The 16,462-nt window shown below is 55.4% G+C and carries 12 protein-coding genes, 3 tRNA genes and 2 pseudogenes; 5 read left to right on the top strand and 12 right to left on the bottom strand.

The window, feature by feature from the left end; genetic code table 11:
- Positions 1 to 63 precede the first annotated feature (63 nt).
- The 5 genes from hupB to tig all read right to left on the bottom strand — a co-directional run bounded on the left by hupB (position 64) and on the right by tig (position 6,446).
- A complete protein-coding gene (gene hupB, locus HCI85_RS09620) occupies positions 64 to 336 on the bottom strand; it encodes a nucleoid-associated protein HU-beta (RefSeq protein WP_010490206.1) in 273 nt (90 codons plus the stop codon).
- Between the two features lie 136 nt (positions 337 to 472).
- A complete protein-coding gene (lon, locus tag HCI85_RS09615; protein WP_167144537.1) occupies positions 473 to 2,866 on the bottom strand; it encodes an endopeptidase La in 2,394 nt (797 codons plus the stop codon).
- A gap of 149 nt (positions 2,867 to 3,015) precedes the next feature.
- A complete protein-coding gene (clpX, locus tag HCI85_RS09610) occupies positions 3,016 to 4,296 on the bottom strand; it encodes an ATP-dependent Clp protease ATP-binding subunit ClpX (RefSeq protein ID WP_090255861.1) in 1,281 nt (426 codons plus the stop codon).
- Positions 4,297 to 4,409: 113 nt separating this feature from the next.
- Positions 4,410 to 5,045 carry an ATP-dependent Clp endopeptidase proteolytic subunit ClpP gene (gene clpP, locus HCI85_RS09605; protein WP_090255862.1) on the bottom strand — a complete coding sequence of 212 codons (636 nt, stop codon included), beginning with the start codon at positions 5,043 to 5,045 and terminating at the stop codon, positions 4,410 to 4,412.
- 90 nt (positions 5,046 to 5,135) lie between these two features.
- On the bottom strand, positions 5,136 to 6,446 hold the full coding sequence (gene tig / locus HCI85_RS09600; RefSeq protein ID WP_167144535.1) for a trigger factor: 1,311 nt from the start codon (positions 6,444 to 6,446) through the stop codon (positions 5,136 to 5,138).
- Between the two features lie 866 nt (positions 6,447 to 7,312).
- Here tig and HCI85_RS09595 point away from each other — a divergent pair.
- On the top strand, positions 7,313 to 8,209 hold the full coding sequence (locus HCI85_RS09595) for a hypothetical protein (protein WP_167144533.1): 897 nt from the start codon (positions 7,313 to 7,315) through the stop codon (positions 8,207 to 8,209).
- A 157-nt stretch (positions 8,210 to 8,366) separates the two neighbouring features.
- Here HCI85_RS09595 and HCI85_RS09590 read toward each other — a convergent pair.
- Positions 8,367 to 8,828: pseudogene (locus HCI85_RS09590) on the bottom strand (phage portal protein); the annotation flags it as partial.
- 374 nt (positions 8,829 to 9,202) lie between these two features.
- On the opposite strand from HCI85_RS09590, the gene HCI85_RS09585 reads away from it, so the two are divergent.
- The 3 genes and pseudogenes from HCI85_RS09585 to HCI85_RS09575 all read left to right on the top strand — a co-directional run.
- A complete protein-coding gene (locus tag HCI85_RS09585; RefSeq protein ID WP_167144531.1) occupies positions 9,203 to 9,856 on the top strand; it encodes a phage tail protein in 654 nt (217 codons plus the stop codon).
- Positions 9,857 to 9,917: 61 nt separating this feature from the next.
- Positions 9,918 to 10,847, top strand: coding sequence for an SGNH/GDSL hydrolase family protein (locus tag HCI85_RS09580; RefSeq protein WP_167144529.1), 930 nt, complete (start codon positions 9,918 to 9,920; stop codon positions 10,845 to 10,847).
- Between the two features lie 133 nt (positions 10,848 to 10,980).
- A pseudogene (locus tag HCI85_RS09575) lies at positions 10,981 to 11,895 on the top strand (tyrosine-type recombinase/integrase); the annotation flags it as partial.
- Positions 11,896 to 12,027: 132 nt separating this feature from the next.
- Here HCI85_RS09575 and HCI85_RS09570 read toward each other — a convergent pair.
- The 3 genes from HCI85_RS09570 to HCI85_RS09560 all read right to left on the bottom strand — a co-directional run bounded on the left by HCI85_RS09570 (position 12,028) and on the right by HCI85_RS09560 (position 12,351).
- A tRNA-Leu gene (locus HCI85_RS09570) sits at positions 12,028 to 12,112 on the bottom strand.
- 52 nt (positions 12,113 to 12,164) lie between these two features.
- Positions 12,165 to 12,240 (bottom strand) — tRNA-His (locus tag HCI85_RS09565).
- A gap of 34 nt (positions 12,241 to 12,274) precedes the next feature.
- Positions 12,275 to 12,351 (bottom strand) — tRNA-Arg (locus HCI85_RS09560).
- A gap of 271 nt (positions 12,352 to 12,622) precedes the next feature.
- Between HCI85_RS09560 and folD the strand changes: the two genes are divergently transcribed.
- The gene (gene folD / locus HCI85_RS09555; protein WP_167144527.1) at positions 12,623 to 13,477 is read left to right on the top strand and encodes a bifunctional methylenetetrahydrofolate dehydrogenase/methenyltetrahydrofolate cyclohydrolase FolD; all 855 of its coding nucleotides are present in this window, start codon (positions 12,623 to 12,625) and stop codon (positions 13,475 to 13,477) included.
- A 69-nt stretch (positions 13,478 to 13,546) separates the two neighbouring features.
- On the opposite strand, the gene HCI85_RS09550 is transcribed toward folD, so the two are convergent.
- The 3 genes from HCI85_RS09550 to HCI85_RS09540 form a co-directional block, all read right to left on the bottom strand.
- Positions 13,547 to 15,289, bottom strand: a complete 1,743-nt coding sequence (locus HCI85_RS09550; RefSeq protein WP_167144525.1) for an ABC transporter substrate-binding protein — start codon at positions 15,287 to 15,289, stop codon at positions 13,547 to 13,549.
- Positions 15,290 to 15,372: 83 nt separating this feature from the next.
- Positions 15,373 to 15,645, bottom strand: a complete 273-nt coding sequence (locus HCI85_RS09545; protein WP_167144523.1) for a DUF2160 domain-containing protein — start codon at positions 15,643 to 15,645, stop codon at positions 15,373 to 15,375.
- Positions 15,646 to 15,656: 11 nt separating this feature from the next.
- On the bottom strand, positions 15,657 to 16,457 hold the full coding sequence (locus HCI85_RS09540) for a carbohydrate ABC transporter permease (protein WP_090255867.1): 801 nt from the start codon (positions 16,455 to 16,457) through the stop codon (positions 15,657 to 15,659).
- Positions 16,458 to 16,462: the final 5 nt, after the last annotated feature.

The following is a 16,462-nucleotide window of genomic DNA, read 5'->3' as shown; positions in this document are numbered from 1 at the left end:
GAACATCCCGCCCCGCATCAGATCAGCCATTCAACTGATCTGCTGGGCAAAACCGAAAGAGGCTTAGTTGACAGCGTCTTTCAGGGCTTTACCGGCTTTAAAGCCTGGAATCTTGGCAGCAGCGATGCTGATTGGGTTACCAGTCTGTGGGTTGCGGCCAGTGCGAGCAGCACGCTCTTTCACAGCGAAAGTACCGAAGCCAACCAGTACTACGGAATCACCGGCCTTCAGAGCGCCAGTAACGGATTCAATTACTGCGTCCAGCGCACGGCCGGCAACAGCTTTTGGGATATCAGCAGATGCAGCGATGGCATCGATCAGTTCCGACTTGTTCACTCTTAAGTCCCCTTAATTTCTGTTGAGTTTATTTCTTGCTTTTAAATGTAAGCGAAGCTGGTGCGGAGAGCCTGCCGACACGATAAGAGCCGCTTTATAACAAGGGCTCTAAAAATGTGTCAAGGAACCCCTCCGGCTAATGCGTGCTAATTCGCTCCTTGGAATCAGTCTCGCGTTTTTCATCCTTTGCAACCATGGGAGCCGCATCAGGCAAGGGCTCCGGGGCGTATTGCAGCGCAATTTGCAGGACCTCGTCAATCCATTTAACCGGTTTAATCTGCAGGTCTTGCTTAATATTCTCCGGAATCTCTTTCAAATCGCGCACATTCTCTTCCGGAATGATGACGGTCTTGATTCCACCGCGGTGAGCAGCCAGCAGTTTTTCTTTCAAACCACCGATGGCTAGTACCTGCCCACGCAGGGTAATTTCCCCAGTCATGGCCACATCTGCACGCACAGGGATCTGTGTCAGGGCTGAAACCAGCGCCGTACACATGCCAACGCCTGCGCTGGGGCCGTCTTTGGGCGTCGCGCCTTCCGGCATATGGATATGAATGTCCTGCTTCTCATAGAAGTCCACAGGCACGCCCAGGCTCTTGGCCCGACTGCGAACAACGGTCTGCGCAGCGGTGATGGATTCCAGCATTACATCGCCAAGCGAACCGGTCTTAATCAGCTGGCCTTTACCAGGGACCACGACTGCCTCGATGGTCAGCAGCTCACCGCCAACTTGGGTCCATGCAAGACCGGTGACCTGGCCAATTTGATCCTGCTGCTCGGCCAAACCGTAGCGATGCTTGCGCACGCCGAGGAAATGCTCCAGCGACTCTGCCGTAACGGTGACCTGGAAGCGCTTCTCGGTGGAGTGCTCCTTGACCACTTTGCGGCACACCTTGGCAATCTGCCGCTCCAAGCCGCGCACACCGGCCTCGCGGGTGTAGTAGCGAATGATGTCGCGAATCGCCGCGTCCTCAAACACCAGCTCAGCTTTCTTCAGACCGTTGGCCTGAACCTGCTTGGGCGCCAGGTATTTGATCGCGATGTTGATCTTCTCGGCTTCGGTGTAACCCGGCAAGCGAATCACTTCCATGCGGTCCAGCAGCGGACCCGGAATATTCATCGAGTTAGCCGTGCAGAGGAACATCACATCGGACAGGTCGTAGTCGACCTCCAGATAGTGATCGTTGAAGTTGTGATTCTGCTCTGGATCTAGCACCTCAAGCAGCGCCGACGCAGGGTCGCCGCGCATGTCCTGGCCCATTTTGTCGATTTCATCGAGCAAGAAGAGCGGGTTACGCACGCCGACCTTGGTCATCTTTTGAATCAATCGACCCGGCATGGAGCCAATATAGGTGCGGCGATGACCACGGATTTCAGCTTCATCACGCACACCACCGAGCGCCATACGCACGAACTTACGGTTTGTGGCACTGGCAATCGACTCTGCCAGTGAGGTTTTACCCACACCAGGTGGTCCGACCAAACACAATACCGGGCCTTTGAGTTTCTTTACGCGCTTCTGCACGGCGAGGTACTCAAGAATGCGTTCTTTAACCTCTTCCAGGCCATAGTGATCCGCATCCAGAATGCTTTCAGCGCGTGCCAGATCGAGACGTACCTTGCTCTGCGCTTTCCATGGCACATTGACCAACCAATCAATGTAGGAGCGCACCACAGTAGCCTCAGCGGACATCGGCGACATCTGCTTGAGCTTGTTGAGCTCCGCATTGGCTTTGCTCAGCGCTTCAGCTGTGAGGCCAGCGTTGTCGATGCGCTTTCTCAGCTCATCAAGTTCATTATGGCCTTCTTCGCTGTCACCAAGCTCTTTCTGAATGGCCTTCATCTGCTCATTCAGGTAGTACTCGCGCTGGCTACGCTCCATTTGCTTCTTGACCCGACCGCGGATGCGCTTCTCAACCTGCAGCAGGTCGATTTCCGCATCCAGCAGTGCCAATACATGCTCAACCCGCGCAGCCAGATCGGTAATTTCCAGAATTTCTTGCTTCTGCTCGATCTTCAGCACCATGTGTGCCGCCATGGTGTCGACTAGACGGCTCGGCTCATCAATGCCGTTCAGCGATGCCAACACCTCGGCAGGTACTTTCTTACCGAGTTGAACATACTGCTCAAACTGGCTCAGTAAGCTACGGGTGAAAACCTCAGACTCACGCTCCGCGACATCAACTTCGTCGATCAGCTGCACTTCAGCACGGCAGTGACCATCGACCTCGATAAAACGCTCAATCTCACCACGCTGTTCGCCTTCGACCAGTACCTTGACGGTGCCGTCTGGAAGCTTGAGCAACTGCAAAACGGTGGCGACTGTACCAACCCGATAGAGGCCAGCCTCATCTGGATCATCGTCGGCAGGATTTCTCTGCGCGAGAAGCAGAATCTGCTTCTCGCCCGTCATTGCAGCTTCAAGCGCTTCAATGGATTTCTCACGCCCGACGAATAACGGAATGACCATGTGCGGATAGACCACAACATCGCGCAACGGCAAGAGAGGCAATTCGATGGTTGTCTTCATGATTTCGGCTCTACGGCGGCCATATGGCCGTGAACGGATGGGATAACCCTTAACCCTAAGATGGGGGCAGCCCCAACAAAAAACAAGCGTCGACACAGTAAAAGCAAAGGGGCCCGCAGGCCCCTTGCTTTCAACATGTTACAACGCTGTTACGCGTCAGGCGCAGCCTTAGCTGGCAGCTCGTTGTTCTCATAAATGAGCAACGGCTTGGAGGTGCCATCGATAACGCTTTCATCGATAACCACTTTACTGACGTCCGACTGCGAAGGAATCTCATACATGGTGTCGAGCAGCACACCTTCGAGAATCGAACGCAAACCGCGAGCACCGGTTTTACGCTCAAGCGCCTTGTGCGCAACCGACTTAAGCGCGTCAGGACGGAACTCAAGATCCACCCCTTCCATTTCAAACAGCTTGGCATATTGCTTGGTCAAGGCATTCTTCGGCTCGGTCAGAATCTGTACCAGGGCCGCCTCATCAAGCTCATCCAAGGTTGCAATGACCGGCAAGCGACCGACGAACTCAGGAATCAAGCCGAACTTGACCAAGTCATCGGGCTCAACAGCGCGAAGTGACTCGCCAACTTTCTTGCCTTCTTCCTTACTGCGAACCTCGGCATTGAAACCGATTCCGCCTTTGGTAGAACGGCCTTGAATGACCTTTTCCAGGCCAGAAAAAGCACCACCACAAATAAACAGTATATTGCGAGTATCAACCTGCAAAAACTCTTGCTGTGGGTGCTTACGCCCTCCCTGCGGAGGAACAGAGGCAACAGTGCCTTCAATCAGTTTCAGCAGCGCCTGCTGCACACCCTCACCCGATACATCACGGGTAATCGAAGGGTTATCAGACTTACGCGAGATTTTGTCGATCTCGTCGATGTAGACAATACCCATCTGAGCCTTTTCTACGTCGTAGTCGCATTTCTGCAACAGCTTTTGAATGATGTTTTCCACATCCTCGCCCACATAACCAGCCTCGGTCAGTGTGGTGGCGTCTGCAATAGTGAACGGTACATTGAGAAGCCGCGCTAGGGTTTCAGCCAACAAGGTCTTACCTGAACCCGTCGGGCCGATAAGCAAGATGTTGCTCTTGCCCAGCTCAATGTCATCTTTCTTATCGCGCTGATTGAGGCGCTTGTAATGGTTATAAACCGCTACAGCCAAAATTTTCTTAGCACGCTCCTGACCAATCACATACTGATCAAGGATGCCGCTGATTTCCTTGGGGGCAGGCAATTTATGCGCACTGCTCTCAGCCTGAGCTTCCTGCACCTCCTCGCGGATGATGTCATTACACAGGTCTACGCACTCGTCGCAGATGAAGACCGAGGGGCCGGCAATTAATTTGCGCACTTCATGCTGGCTTTTGCCGCAGAAGGAGCAATAAAGCAGCTTGCCGTTGTCCTCGCCGTTGCGGGTGTCAGTCATTCGTTCGATCCAAATCCGATAGGCTTGCAACACAAGATGAAGGCTTATGCGGGCTTTTTCAAGCCCGCCGGAGACCAGATAAGCCGGCCCGCCCTATTTTGAGCTGCTTATATTTAAGCAGGTCGCTTTTCAATCACAGCGTCGATCAACCCGTACTCACGAGCGGCTTCGGCGCTCATGAAGTTATCACGATTGGTATCGCGCTCGATTTCTTCCAGGGTCCGCCCACTGTGCTTCGCCATCAGCGTATTCAGGCGCGCACGGATGAAGAGGATTTCTTTGGCGTGAATTTCAATGTCCGACGCCTGGCCTTGGAAGCCGCCCAGTGGCTGGTGAATCATCACTCGCGAGTTCGGCAGGCAGTAACGCTTGCCCTCGGCGCCAGCGGTCAGCAGGAATGCGCCCATGCTGCACGCCTGACCAATGCAGGTCGTGGACACGTTGGGCTTGATGAACTGCATGGTGTCGTAGATCGACATACCCGCCGTCACCGAACCGCCCGGTGAGTTGATATACAGATGGATGTCCTTGTCCGGGTTTTCCGCTTCAAGGAACAGCAATTGCGCGCAGATCAGATTGGCCATGTAGTCTTCTACAGGACCGACAAGAAAGATTACGCGCTCTTTGAGCAGACGCGAATAGATGTCGTACGCACGCTCACCGCGAGCAGACTGCTCAACAACCATTGGCACCAAGCCGCCAGCAGCTTGGATATCAGACATTTGATGCATAAAAGGATTGCGGGACATGCTGCACTCGCTCCCTAAATAGTCATGTCACAAATACGCATAAGCCAGCGCGGAGGCTGGCTTATGGCGTGTTCGAACGAGGTAAAGAAATCAGGCGGTTTGAGGTGCTTCTACCGGCTTGACAGCTTCTTCGTACGAGACCGCTTTATCGGTCACGTTGGCCTTCTGCAAAACAGTATCTACAACTTGCTCTTCCAGTACAACCGAACGCACTTCGTTCATTTGCTGGTCGTTTTTGTAGTACCAGGCCACAACCTGCTCAGGCTCTTGGTAAGCCGAAGCCATTTCCTGAATCATTTCGCGAACGCGTGCGTCATCCGGCTTCAGTTCGCACTGCTTGACCACTTCAGCCACAACCAGGCCCAGCACAACGCGACGCTTGGCTTGCTCTTCAAACAGCTCAGCTGGCAGCTGCTCAGGCTTGAGGTTGCCACCGAACTGCTGAACAGCCTGCACACGCAGACGGTTCACTTCGTTGCTGATCAGCGCCTTTGGCACTTCGATCGGGTTGGCAGCCAGCAGACCATCCATAACCTGGTTTTTAACCTTGGATTTGATAGCCTGGCGCAGCTCGCGCTCCATGTTCTTGCGCACTTCAGCACGGAAGCCTTCCAGACCGCCTTCTTTAACACCGAACAGGGCAAAGAAGTCATCATTCAGCTCAGGCAGCTGAGGTGCAGCGATGCTGTTAACGGTAACGGTGAACTCAGCAGTTTTACCTGCCAGATCGAGGTTCTGATAATCAGCCGGGAAAGTTGGGTTGATTACACGCTCTTCACCAGCCTTGACGCCGACCAGTGCATCTTCAAAGCCAGGGATCATGCGACCGGAGCCGAGAACCAGCTGAGTGCCCTTGGCCGAGCCGCCTGCGAAGGCTTCGCCGTCAATCTTGCCAACGAAATCAATGTTCAGCTGGTCACCATTTTCGGCAGCGCGCTCGGCGGCTTCGAAACGGGTGTTCTGCTTACGCAGGATTTCCAGCATGTTGTCGACGTCAGCGTCAGCTACGTCAGCCTGCAGGCGCTCGATGGCAATGGATTCAAAGCCGCCAACGGTGAATTCCGGGAACACTTCGAAGGTTGCAACGTATTCCAGATCCTTGCCTTTCTCGAATGACTTCGGCTCAACGGCCGGAGCGCCTGCTGGATTGAGCTTCTGCTCAACAACGGCTTCGTAGAAAGTGGATTGGATCAGGTCGCCCAGAGCTTCCTGACGCGCAGCATCTTCATAACGCTGACGAATCACGCTCATTGGCACTTTGCCAGGACGGAAACCAGGGACCTTGGCACGACGGGCAGTCTGCTGCAGACGCTTGTTGACTTCAGTCTCGATGCGCTCAACAGAGACGCCAACGGTCATACGGCGCTCGAGAGCAGAGGTACTTTCAACAGAAACTTGCATGGATAATCCTCGTTGCACAGACATAAGCCGGCCGCTTGCCGGCCCCTAATCAAGGGCATGCATTCTAGAGGGTCGATTTGCAGAAGTCACCCTAGATGCAGGCGGCAAACGGGAGGGAGCTAAAAGATGGTGCGGACGGAGAGACTCGAACTCACCAACAATAACCCCAGCTGCCTGGACGGCTGATTGCTATTGGCCTGCGCGCTTTGCACATGCCTGAATTGTTCCCAAGTCATTCCCAAGAATGAAGGGAGCGGCACTGTATGAGCCGCCGCCGGGGCGGTCAACAGGTTTTTATGTTGACACATTTTTTTGGGGTAATTTTGGTTAGGCTACCTTTTAAAGCGGCTAAAATATATATATTTCAATAACTTAGAGGATATTTTTAAAAGTAATAAAAGAGTAATTTTCAGGTTAGGCGATTACCCAAAACCCAGGCTAGACAGTCACAACACAGAGCCCTTTAAAATCAATCACTTACAGATTTATTACCTTCGCACTTACCGTTAATTACCCATAAAGGTAAGCAGCCGAAGCCAGTAAAATCGGGGCTTGCAGCTTCTAAGATCCGAGATATGACCAAAATTACCCTCGGCCGATAGCGAAACTGAAAACTGCCCCAATAGAAAACTCACAACCCCCTCTACATAAGCCGCTACACCGCAGGCTTTTGCAGGTATTGCCGCGCAGTAAAAGCTGCAGCAAGCGCCCGCAGCGGCCCGCATAGAGCCTGCGCAGGGGTGAAGAAAAATAGCCCCCTTTAGCCCCCTTTAGCCCGCAGGCGTGGAGTGGGGAAGACTGCGCGCGCCAATGGACAACACAAGCACAGTGCCACTATGGTTTGCCTCTCTAAATAAGGATTATTTATGGCTATTCCTGAACGTCTCACTGGCAATACCTGGACCGTAGATACAGCCAACGCGATCATCCCGCTTCTTGTCTGGTGCGCAAAAAACCGCAGAACGATCACTTACAAGCACCTCGATAGAGAGCTTGTTAGAAGAGGTCTAGGGCACAGTGCTCATGCCGCTCTGTACGGCCGAGTAGCCGGAGTAGTCGGAGATGCACTGAGAGATACAGAGAAGGAGGAGGAAATGGATCTTCCCCCTCTAAACATCTTGGTAGTCAATAAAGGGACTCGCCGCCCCGGGACAGGCTGTGACGCCTACTTCAAACGTTACACAAAAGGACGAGAATTCGAATCGCTGACTGAATCTGAGCAAGAAGCCGTAGTTGAAAGAGCTACCCAGGATATTTTTGAATGCCGTAATTGGGATGCACTCCTCGATATCTACGAAATGGAACCTATTACTGGTGCCATCCTTCCCGAGGAGGAGGTTGACGAGCGGCTAATATCACCTGCCTTAGGCGGCTTCTCTAAGGAGCAAGAGTCCGAAGCCCACAAAGCTCTTAAGGACTTCGTTCTGAACAACCCAAGACTTGTCATTGACGGTGCCATCCGTGGGTGGAAAGGTGAAAAAGAAGTCAACCTACCGTCAGGTGACCGTGCGGATGTTCTTTTCAGCAAGGCCGGAAAAATGGTTGCGGTTGAGGTTAAATCTCACATTTCCAACGACGCAGACCTGTCTCGTGGCATTTTCCAATGCATTAAATACAAGTCAGTAGCTATCGCATGGCAGCGAGCCAAACTGGACATTCCAGACGCAAGATCGGTACTCGTTATTCAGCGAGACTTGCCGGCTGAACTGGCCATATTGGCAGAGCGGCTGTCGGTAGAAGTAGTTGTAATACCAACACTGTAATCCTCTAGAGCAACGAGCACTCGTTAAATCGGGCAGCTCCATCTAGATCAACGCAGTAGGTCGACTCCTTGGTGGATCACTCGGCGTGCTCGAGTGGTTCGACTTCGAGCCGGTGTTAGCGCACCGGCTCGTCGCCTCGTTTACTGCGCGGGGGCTTTCACCCCTTTGCCGGTAATTCAAACGGCCGGAACTTGATCACCTCCTCCCCCACCCAGTCATTCAGATGGGCCAGGCGGGCTTGCATCGGTTCAAGTTCATTCATTGCCCACACCTCAGAGGCCTCGCGTAGGCTGCCGAAGCCGCCCGCGTTTTGCGGGACGATGCCCAGCAGTTGAGGTGGAATGCGCAGCGCCGTGAGCAGATCGTCGCGGCTGATGTTCTTGATGGCGGCGAAGTCATCCTTGGCCGCCACCTCACTGATCGGGATCAGCTGGATGCCGTCCTTCTTCCCGCCTGGTGCGTACATGAACAGGTTGCGGAAATTACCGGGGCCTTTGCTGTTCTTCATCGCATTGCGCAGATCGCCGACGAAGTCCTCATTCTGCGCAGCGTCCGTCATGTACAAGATGAACCCGGCGTGTGAGCCGTTGTTGTAATACTTACGGCGGAACAGCGTGGACATCAGGCGATGGTGCAGCAACATTCCGGGGGCCTGAAGGACGCGGAGAGTTCTTGCGCGTTCTGGATGAAACGAGGGGCGTTGACGTTGGGCGAATAGCCGGTAGCTCCCAGGCATCGCAAAACTTGGCACACACCCACACCATGGCTAGTGCAGTTTTCGTTTCTTCTGGTGGTGGTGCTTCAGTTTTTGTCTCTGGCTCAGATTTCAACACGTCCAGCAGTGGTGGCGCTGAATCACGCCCGCGAAACATCGCCTACCCCGGCCGTATCAAACTGATCTGAGGAACCCTCCATGCACATTTACATCGCAGACAACGCGGGCGTCCTCTCTGGCCCTGTCGCCCTCCCCGTATTTCTGGGTTAGGCATCCAGGTGCCGAGCAACGCCATTCAACTAGCTGCCAAGCTGGCTAACCCCGCAGCAGGCAAAGTCTGGGCGCTGGTTGATGGCCAACCGCAACAGCTGGCCGACCATCGAGGCACGGTTTACCGCACGGATACTGGTGCAGCTGAGCAATACACCGAACTGGGCAACCTGCCCGAAGGCCTCACCACCCTGCCACGGCCATCGGTTGACCACAGTTGGTCGGACAACGCTTGGACCTTAGATGCCACTCTGCAAGCTGCAAATCGCCTAGCCCTAACTGTAAGCCTGTGCCAATCGGTGGACACCGCTGCAGACGTCGCCCGCACTGCAGTAGCTGGCGACGCCCTGCGTGCCATTGAATACGACCGCGCCCGCATCGACGCTGAGCAATTCGCCGCTGCCAACTACCAGGGCAAGGTGCCACCAATGGTCGCTGCCTGGGCCCTCAACGGCCGCACACCTCAGCAAGCGGCGGACAACATTCTTGCAGAGGCGGCACATTACACCGTTACGCTGGAGCTGTTACGGACAAACCGCCTGGCGGCTAAAGAGCAAATCAGAACGCTGATGGCCGCAGGCCAGGTAGATGACGCCAAACAACTCACCGAGCAAACCATCGCTTCGATTGATGCCGCAGTGGTTGGCTTGGGCAACGCTTAGACCACCCGAAAGGTGCGAATAGGCAGGCAATTGAAGTAAAATCGCGGCAAGAGAGGGCATCATGCTACGTATAATTGCTTGTTTTTTGGTCTGTTTTTCCGTTTACGCCCAAGAATGTGAACTGAAGCCACACCCCATTGCTGCTAAGCAGCTTCTTGGCACACTCAGTATCCTAGAAGCACGCGAAGGTCTAATTCGCTTTGAGCCTGAACAGGACGGTTTGCTATACAAGTCGGCCTTTGACTTCGACACTCTTTACGAGCTAGCACTCAACCATCAGAGCTACCGTTTTCGTATGGGTGAAATGTTTGAAGCTGATGGCTCGATGTATATGGGTAATCTGGTTTGGGAGCAAGGCAGCCAACTGCCAGCACCAGGTCAGTACAGTGTCTATGCGGTCGAGACAGCCGAAACTAAGAATAGTCCAAGCCTCACGATGGTCGGCGACTCGATCACCTGGTGGAGCTACGGCAGGTTTTTCCGCTGCATGATGGCGGCTCAAATACCAGACTTTGACTTTACCGGCCCGCACACTGACCAGTTTGGCTACGGCCACGCTGGCGAAGGCGGTAACAATTCGTCGGATGTATTGCAGCGCCTCGATGCAATTGCTCCAGCTGACAACTATGTCGTTTTGATAGGCACCAATGACTGGAAAACTCCCATGTCGCCCGAGCAGACTTTCGACCAGATTCGCTTAATCGCTAAGCGTTTAAGTGACAAAGGAGGACTAGTAATTGTTTCGACGCTTCTGCCGCGCCTAGATGAAAATCAGGCCAGAAACGACAAGGTCAATGCTCTGTTAAGAAATTGGGTACCACAATGCAACTGCACGGTGGCCGATCTGGATAAAGAGTTTCGCCCGATTGTTTCGCACAAACATTACTGGGACGAAGGATTACACCCAAACATTGAGGGTTATCGGGAGATCGCTCGAATCATGGCCGGATTTATTAAATCAAAAGCTGAAGCTCCAACCGATTCGAACTAAAAGTTGCAACAACGCCTGACCATCCCGCGCATCCCCTCAAAATGGTCACTTTCAAGCCCCGCACGCCGGGGCTTTTGTTTGCTCGCCGGCCTTACGTTTTCAGCCCCGCACCATCAACGCCCGCGCCTGTATCAACACGCTGGCCCCTTCGGGCTTTCGTAACTACAAAAGCAAGGTTGAAACCCACATCCGCCCGCGTTGGGGCAATCATCAGGCGGACGGCATCGACCACCTGGATCTGCAGGAGTGGGTGCACAACACGCTGATGCCCAGCCTGCACAATAAAACTGTTCGCGAGATTGTCAGCCTCATGAAGCAAGTCTTCACGCTGTACCGCACGCGCAACCGCTCAGCATACGACCCAACCGAGGGCATCGAGATCATGCTGCCCGACCAGGACGAGGTGGACCCGTTCACGCGGGAAGAGATCGAGGCCATCCTCAGCGAGCCATCAGAAAAAGTTCAGGAGCTGCACCTGGCTCAGTTCATGATCTGGGCAGGGCCGAGGGTGTCGGAGGCCATTGCACTGGCCTGGGAAGATGTCGACCTCAAGGCTGGAACAGTGAAGCTGCGCCGCAGTCAGGTGCGCGGTGTGTACAAGGTGACTAAAACCAGACGCTCCAACCGCGAGATCCGCCTGCTCAAACCCGCCCTGCAGGCACTCATGGCGCAGGCCATCCACACCCAGAAGACCAAGCCGGTGCAGATTGAGGTGTTAGACCGCGACAACAAAACCCGCAAGCGTCAGAGCGTGCGCTTTGTCTTCCACTGCACCACTACCGGCGCGGCGCACAGCAGCTCAGACATGCTGCTAAAGGGATTCTGGCGTCCACACCTGGAAGCGGCCGGCGTGCACTACAGGGGGCCGAACAACTGCCGACACACTTTCGCCAGCCAGTTGCCCACCACCGGCGCGGTGCCGCTGGACTGGATCGCCGATCAGATGGGCCATACCTCAACCGCCATGATCAAACGCCACTACGGCACCTGGATCAACGAAGACGGCCCGGACATGGTGGGCATCCTGGAAGCCGCGCTAAAGCTCTAAACCCAGCCCCAGAAACGACAAAAGGCAGCCCTTTCGGAGCTGCCTTTTTCGTGTGTTATTCCCAAAATGTTCCCAAGACAATCCATTTTTAACGGAGTCCCAAGAAAACTCTTTGTAAAACAGCAATATACTTGGTGCGGACGGAGAGACTCGAACTCTCACGCCTTGCGGCGCTGGAACCTAAATCCAGTGTGTCTACCAATTCCACCACGTCCGCGTGGTAAAGCTTTATACAAAAACGCCAGGAATTAACCTGGCGCTTTGGAATATGGGGTGGACGATGGGGATCGAACCCACGACAACAGGAGTCACAATCCTGTGCTCTACCAACTGAGCTACGCCCACCATATTGCATTTTGCTTGAGCCAAGACCGCCAAATGGCGCACCCGGCAGGACTCGAACCTGCGACCATCCGCTTAGAAGGCGGATGCTCTATCCAGCTGAGCTACGGGCGCCTATCCATCTGCAGTTGCAGACTTAAAGCTTTCGGCTTCGGAAAAAACTTTGCAGCTTCGACCTTTGCCGTCTTACCCAGCGACTGGCTGTGCTCGACAAGCGGGGCGAATGTTATAGAGGCCGTTTCAGGCCGTCAACAGGAAAAGTTAAAAAAATTCAGCCATTTAAAGGAGTTACGCGAAAACCGTGGCGTGCGCCTTTGCCCCACAGCACGGTCATGCGAGAATGCGCGTCCTTTTTCCATCCTTTCTTTATGGTTAACCAAGCGCAATGACCGCACAACTGATCGATGGCAAAGCAATTGCCGCCAGCCTGCGCCAGCAGATCGCCCATCGTGTCGCCGAACGCCGCCAGCAAGGCCTGCGCGCACCCGGGCTGGCGGTGATTCTCGTCGGTAGCGACCCTGCGTCCCAGGTCTACGTTTCGCACAAACGCAAAGACTGCGAAGAAGTTGGCTTCGTCTCGCAGGCCTATGACCTGCCAGCTACTACCGGCCAGGACGAGCTGATGGCATTGATCGACCGCCTGAATGAAGAACCGAGCATCGACGGCATTCTGGTGCAGCTACCACTGCCAGAACATCTCGACGCCTCTTTATTACTGGAGCGCATTCGTCCGGATAAAGACGTTGATGGCTTCCACCCCTACAACATCGGTCGCCTGGCCCAGCGTATGCCACTGCTGCGCCCCTGCACCCCGAAAGGCATTATGACCCTGCTGCAAAGCACCGGCGTCGACCTGTACGGCATGCACGCAGTGGTAGTTGGTGCCTCGAACATTGTCGGCCGGCCGATGGCGATGGAGCTGCTGCTGGCCGGTTGCACCGTCACCGTGACCCATCGCTTCACCAAAGACCTGCCCATGCATGTAGGCCAAGCCGATATCGTCGTGGTAGCTGCCGGCAAGCCTGGCCTGGTTCACGGCGAGTGGATCAAGCCCGGCGCCATCGTCATCGACGTAGGCATCAACCGCCAGACCGACGGCAAACTGATTGGCGATGTGGTGTATGAAACCGCCCTACCCCGCGCTGGCTGGATTACTCCAGTACCGGGCGGCGTTGGCCCAATGACCCGCGCCTGCCTGCTGGAAAACACCCTGCACGCCGCCGAGCATCTGCACGACTGATTGCCGCGCTGGTATAAAAAAAACGGCACCTTAGGTGCCGTTTTTTTATACCTAGTTCAACCCACAGCGTCAGTCGCGGGCTTGCGCCCAGGATTTCAGCAGCTCGTTGTAGTTGATGGTTTCACCTTGAGGTTTTTCATTGGCTAACTTGGGTTTAGGTGCGCCCGGCTGGTCCAACCAGTACTGCGGATCACGCGGTTCGTTGAGCTTCGGCCCGCACTCACCCAGCACGCCGGAACGCTCAAGGCGACCCAGCATGGTGTCCTGCGCCGCTGCCAGGCCATCCAGCGCCTCTTGTGGCGACTTGTCGCCGCTGGCTGCTTCAGCAATGAATTGCCACCACAGCTGAGCCAGACGTGGGTAGTCAGGCACGTTGGTACCGGTCGGCGTCCACTGCACCCGCGCCGGGCTGCGATAGAACTCCACCAAGCCGCCCAGTTTCGGCGCGACGTCGGTCATGGCTTGCGAGTTGATGTCCGATTCACGAATCGGCGTCAGACCGACTAGGGTCTTCTTCAGCGATACGGTTTTCGAGGTAACGAACTGCGCATACAGCCAGGCGGCCAGGCGCTGTTTCTCCGGGGTGGATTTGAGGAAGGTCCAGGAGCCGGTGTCCTGATAACCCAGCTTCATACCCTCTTCCCAGTACGGACCTTTTGGTGAAGGCGCCATGCGCCACTTCGGTGTGCCGTCTTCATTAACCACCGGCAAACCTGGCTTGGTCATGTCTGCGGTAAAGGCGGTGTACCAGAAGATCTGCTGGGCGATGCTGCCCTGCGCTGGAACCGGGCCGGACTCGGAGAATGTCATGCCCTGCGCTTCTGGCGGCGCGTACTTGCGCATCCAGTCGACATACTTGGTGGTGGCATACACCGCCGCCGGGCCGTTGGTATCGCCGCCACGGGCAACGCTGGAGCCCACCGGACGGCAACCGTCCACGCGAATACCCCACTCGTCCACGGGCAAGCCGTTAGGCAGGCCCTTGTCGCCACCGCCAGCCATGGAGAACCAGGCATCGGTGAAGCGCCAGCCAAGGGATGGGTCTTTCTTGCCGTAATCCATATGGCCGTAGATGCGCTGGCCATCGATCTCCTTGACCTTCTCGGAGAAGAACTCGGCGATGTCTTCATAGGCTGACCAGTTGACCGGCACACCCAGCTCGTAGCCGTAGATTTCCTTGAACTTGGCCTTCAGCTCCGGACGCTCGAACCAGTCAGCGCGGAACCAGTAAAGGTTGGCGAACTGCTGATCCGGTAGTTGATAGAGCTTGCCGTCAGGCCCGGTGGTGAAGGAAATGCCGATAAAGTCCTGCAGATCCAGGGTCGGCGAGGTCACAGCCTTGCCTTCGCCTTCCATCATGTCGCTGATGGCCACGGCCTTGCCGTAACGGAAGTGCGTGCCGATCAGGTCCGAGTCGTTGATATAGCCGTCGTAGATGTTCTTGTCCGACTGCATCTGGGTTTGCAGCTTCTCGACGACGTCACCTTCCTGCATCAGGTCGTGCTTGAGCTGGATCCCGGTGATTTCGCTGAAGGCCTTGGCCAGTACCTTGGACTCGTACTCGTGGGTGGCGATGGTTTCCGAGGCCACGCTGATGCTCATGCCGCGAAACGGCTCGGCGGCTTTGATAAACCACTTCAACTCTTCGAGTTGCTGCTCAGGCGTCAGGGTCGAGGGGTTGAACTCCTCGCCGATCCACTTCTTTGCCGCTTCTTCGTAGGCATCAGCCCAGGCTGCGCCGCTCAAGCCGGACAACGTCAGCAGGGCAGCCAGCGCCATGCTATGTCGAGTTTTGTTGTTATTGTCGAACATAGAGACCTCCATCTCAGGGTTTGGAATGAGGCAAGCGGGTCATGGCCGCACCCAATCAGCAGGCGCGCCCAAGGCAGCCCGACTTAGCCCCAACGCATCACTGCAAATAACCAGAACAGGGACAGCACCGAGGCTATCCAGACACTCCAATCGGTCGCGCCCACCACCAGCAGGTGCAGGTAGGCACTTCCAAGCAGACCGATAAACAGCCGATCACCACGGGTGGTCGCAATCGGCAAGAACCCTTTGCGTTCAATACAGGGCGAACGCAGTTCCCAGATCGTCATGCCGACCAGCAGCATGCCGATAAAGCCGAAAAACAACGCCGTCGGCAGAGTCCAGGCCATCCAATCCATAGTCGCGACTCCTATACCCGGCCCAGGGCAAAGCCCTTGGCCACATGGTTACGGACAAACCAGATCACCAACATGCCCGGCAGAATGGTCAACACCCCTGCCGCCGCCAGCACGCCCCAATCGATCCCCGATGCCGACACCGTGCGCGTCATCACCGCAGCAATCGGCTTGGCGTCCACCGAGGTCAAGGTGCGCGCCAGCAGCAGCTCGACCCAGGAAAACATGAAGCAGAAGAACGCGGTGACGCCGATGCCCGAGCCAATCAGCGGGATAAAGATCTTCACGAAGAATTTCGGGAAGCTGTAGCCATCGATATAGGCGGTTTCGTCGATTTCCTTCGGTACGCCGGACATAAAGCCTTCGAGAATCCAAACCGCCAGCGGTACGTTGAACAGGCAGTGCGCCAGCGCCACGGCGATATGCGTATCGAACAGGCCGATCGACGAATACAGCTGGAAAAACGGCAGCAGAAACACCGCCGGTGGCGCCATGCGGTTGGTCAGCAGCCAGAAGAACAGGTGCTTGTCGCCGAGAAAACGGTAGCGCGAAAACGCGTAGGCCGCCGGCAGCGCCACCGTCAGCGAAATCACCGTATTCAGGCACACGTAGTACAGCGAGTTGAGATAGCCTTCGTACCAGCTCGGGTCGGTGAAGATCACCTTGTAGTTATCCAGGGTGAAGCCGTGCGGCCAGAGCGTCAGGCCGCCGAGGATCTCGGTGTTGCTCTTGAACGACATGTTCAGCAGCCAGTAGATCGGCACCAGCAGGAACAGGACATACAGCCCCAGTACCACCTTCTTGCGTAGGGTCATGGTAG

The organism is Pseudomonas sp. OTU750018 (assembly GCF_011636575.1).
GTDB lineage: Bacteria > Pseudomonadota > Gammaproteobacteria > Pseudomonadales > Pseudomonadaceae > Aquipseudomonas > Aquipseudomonas peli.
This window is presented reverse-complemented; position numbering and strand designations above follow the sequence as displayed.

What these genes read in the sequence shown, in the direction of transcription:
- HCI85_RS09540 (WP_090255867.1), bottom strand. Translation starts at nt 16,457, where the DNA reads ATGACCCTACGCAAGAAGGTGGTACTGGGGCTGTATGTCCTGTTCCTG.
- lon (WP_167144537.1), bottom strand. Translation starts at nt 2,866, where the DNA reads ATGAAGACAACCATCGAATTGCCTCTCTTGCCGTTGCGCGATGTTGTG.
- clpX (WP_090255861.1), bottom strand. Translation starts at nt 4,296, where the DNA reads ATGACTGACACCCGCAACGGCGAGGACAACGGCAAGCTGCTTTATTGC.
- HCI85_RS09550 (WP_167144525.1), bottom strand. Translation starts at nt 15,289, where the DNA reads ATGTTCGACAATAACAACAAAACTCGACATAGCATGGCGCTGGCTGCC.
- tig (WP_167144535.1), bottom strand. Translation starts at nt 6,446, where the DNA reads ATGCAAGTTTCTGTTGAAAGTACCTCTGCTCTCGAGCGCCGTATGACC.
- HCI85_RS09595 (WP_167144533.1), top strand. Translation starts at nt 7,313, where the DNA reads ATGGCTATTCCTGAACGTCTCACTGGCAATACCTGGACCGTAGATACA.
- clpP (WP_090255862.1), bottom strand. Translation starts at nt 5,045, where the DNA reads ATGTCCCGCAATCCTTTTATGCATCAAATGTCTGATATCCAAGCTGCT.
- HCI85_RS09580 (WP_167144529.1), top strand. Translation starts at nt 9,918, where the DNA reads ATGCTACGTATAATTGCTTGTTTTTTGGTCTGTTTTTCCGTTTACGCC.
- folD (WP_167144527.1), top strand. Translation starts at nt 12,623, where the DNA reads ATGACCGCACAACTGATCGATGGCAAAGCAATTGCCGCCAGCCTGCGC.
- HCI85_RS09545 (WP_167144523.1), bottom strand. Translation starts at nt 15,645, where the DNA reads ATGGATTGGATGGCCTGGACTCTGCCGACGGCGTTGTTTTTCGGCTTT.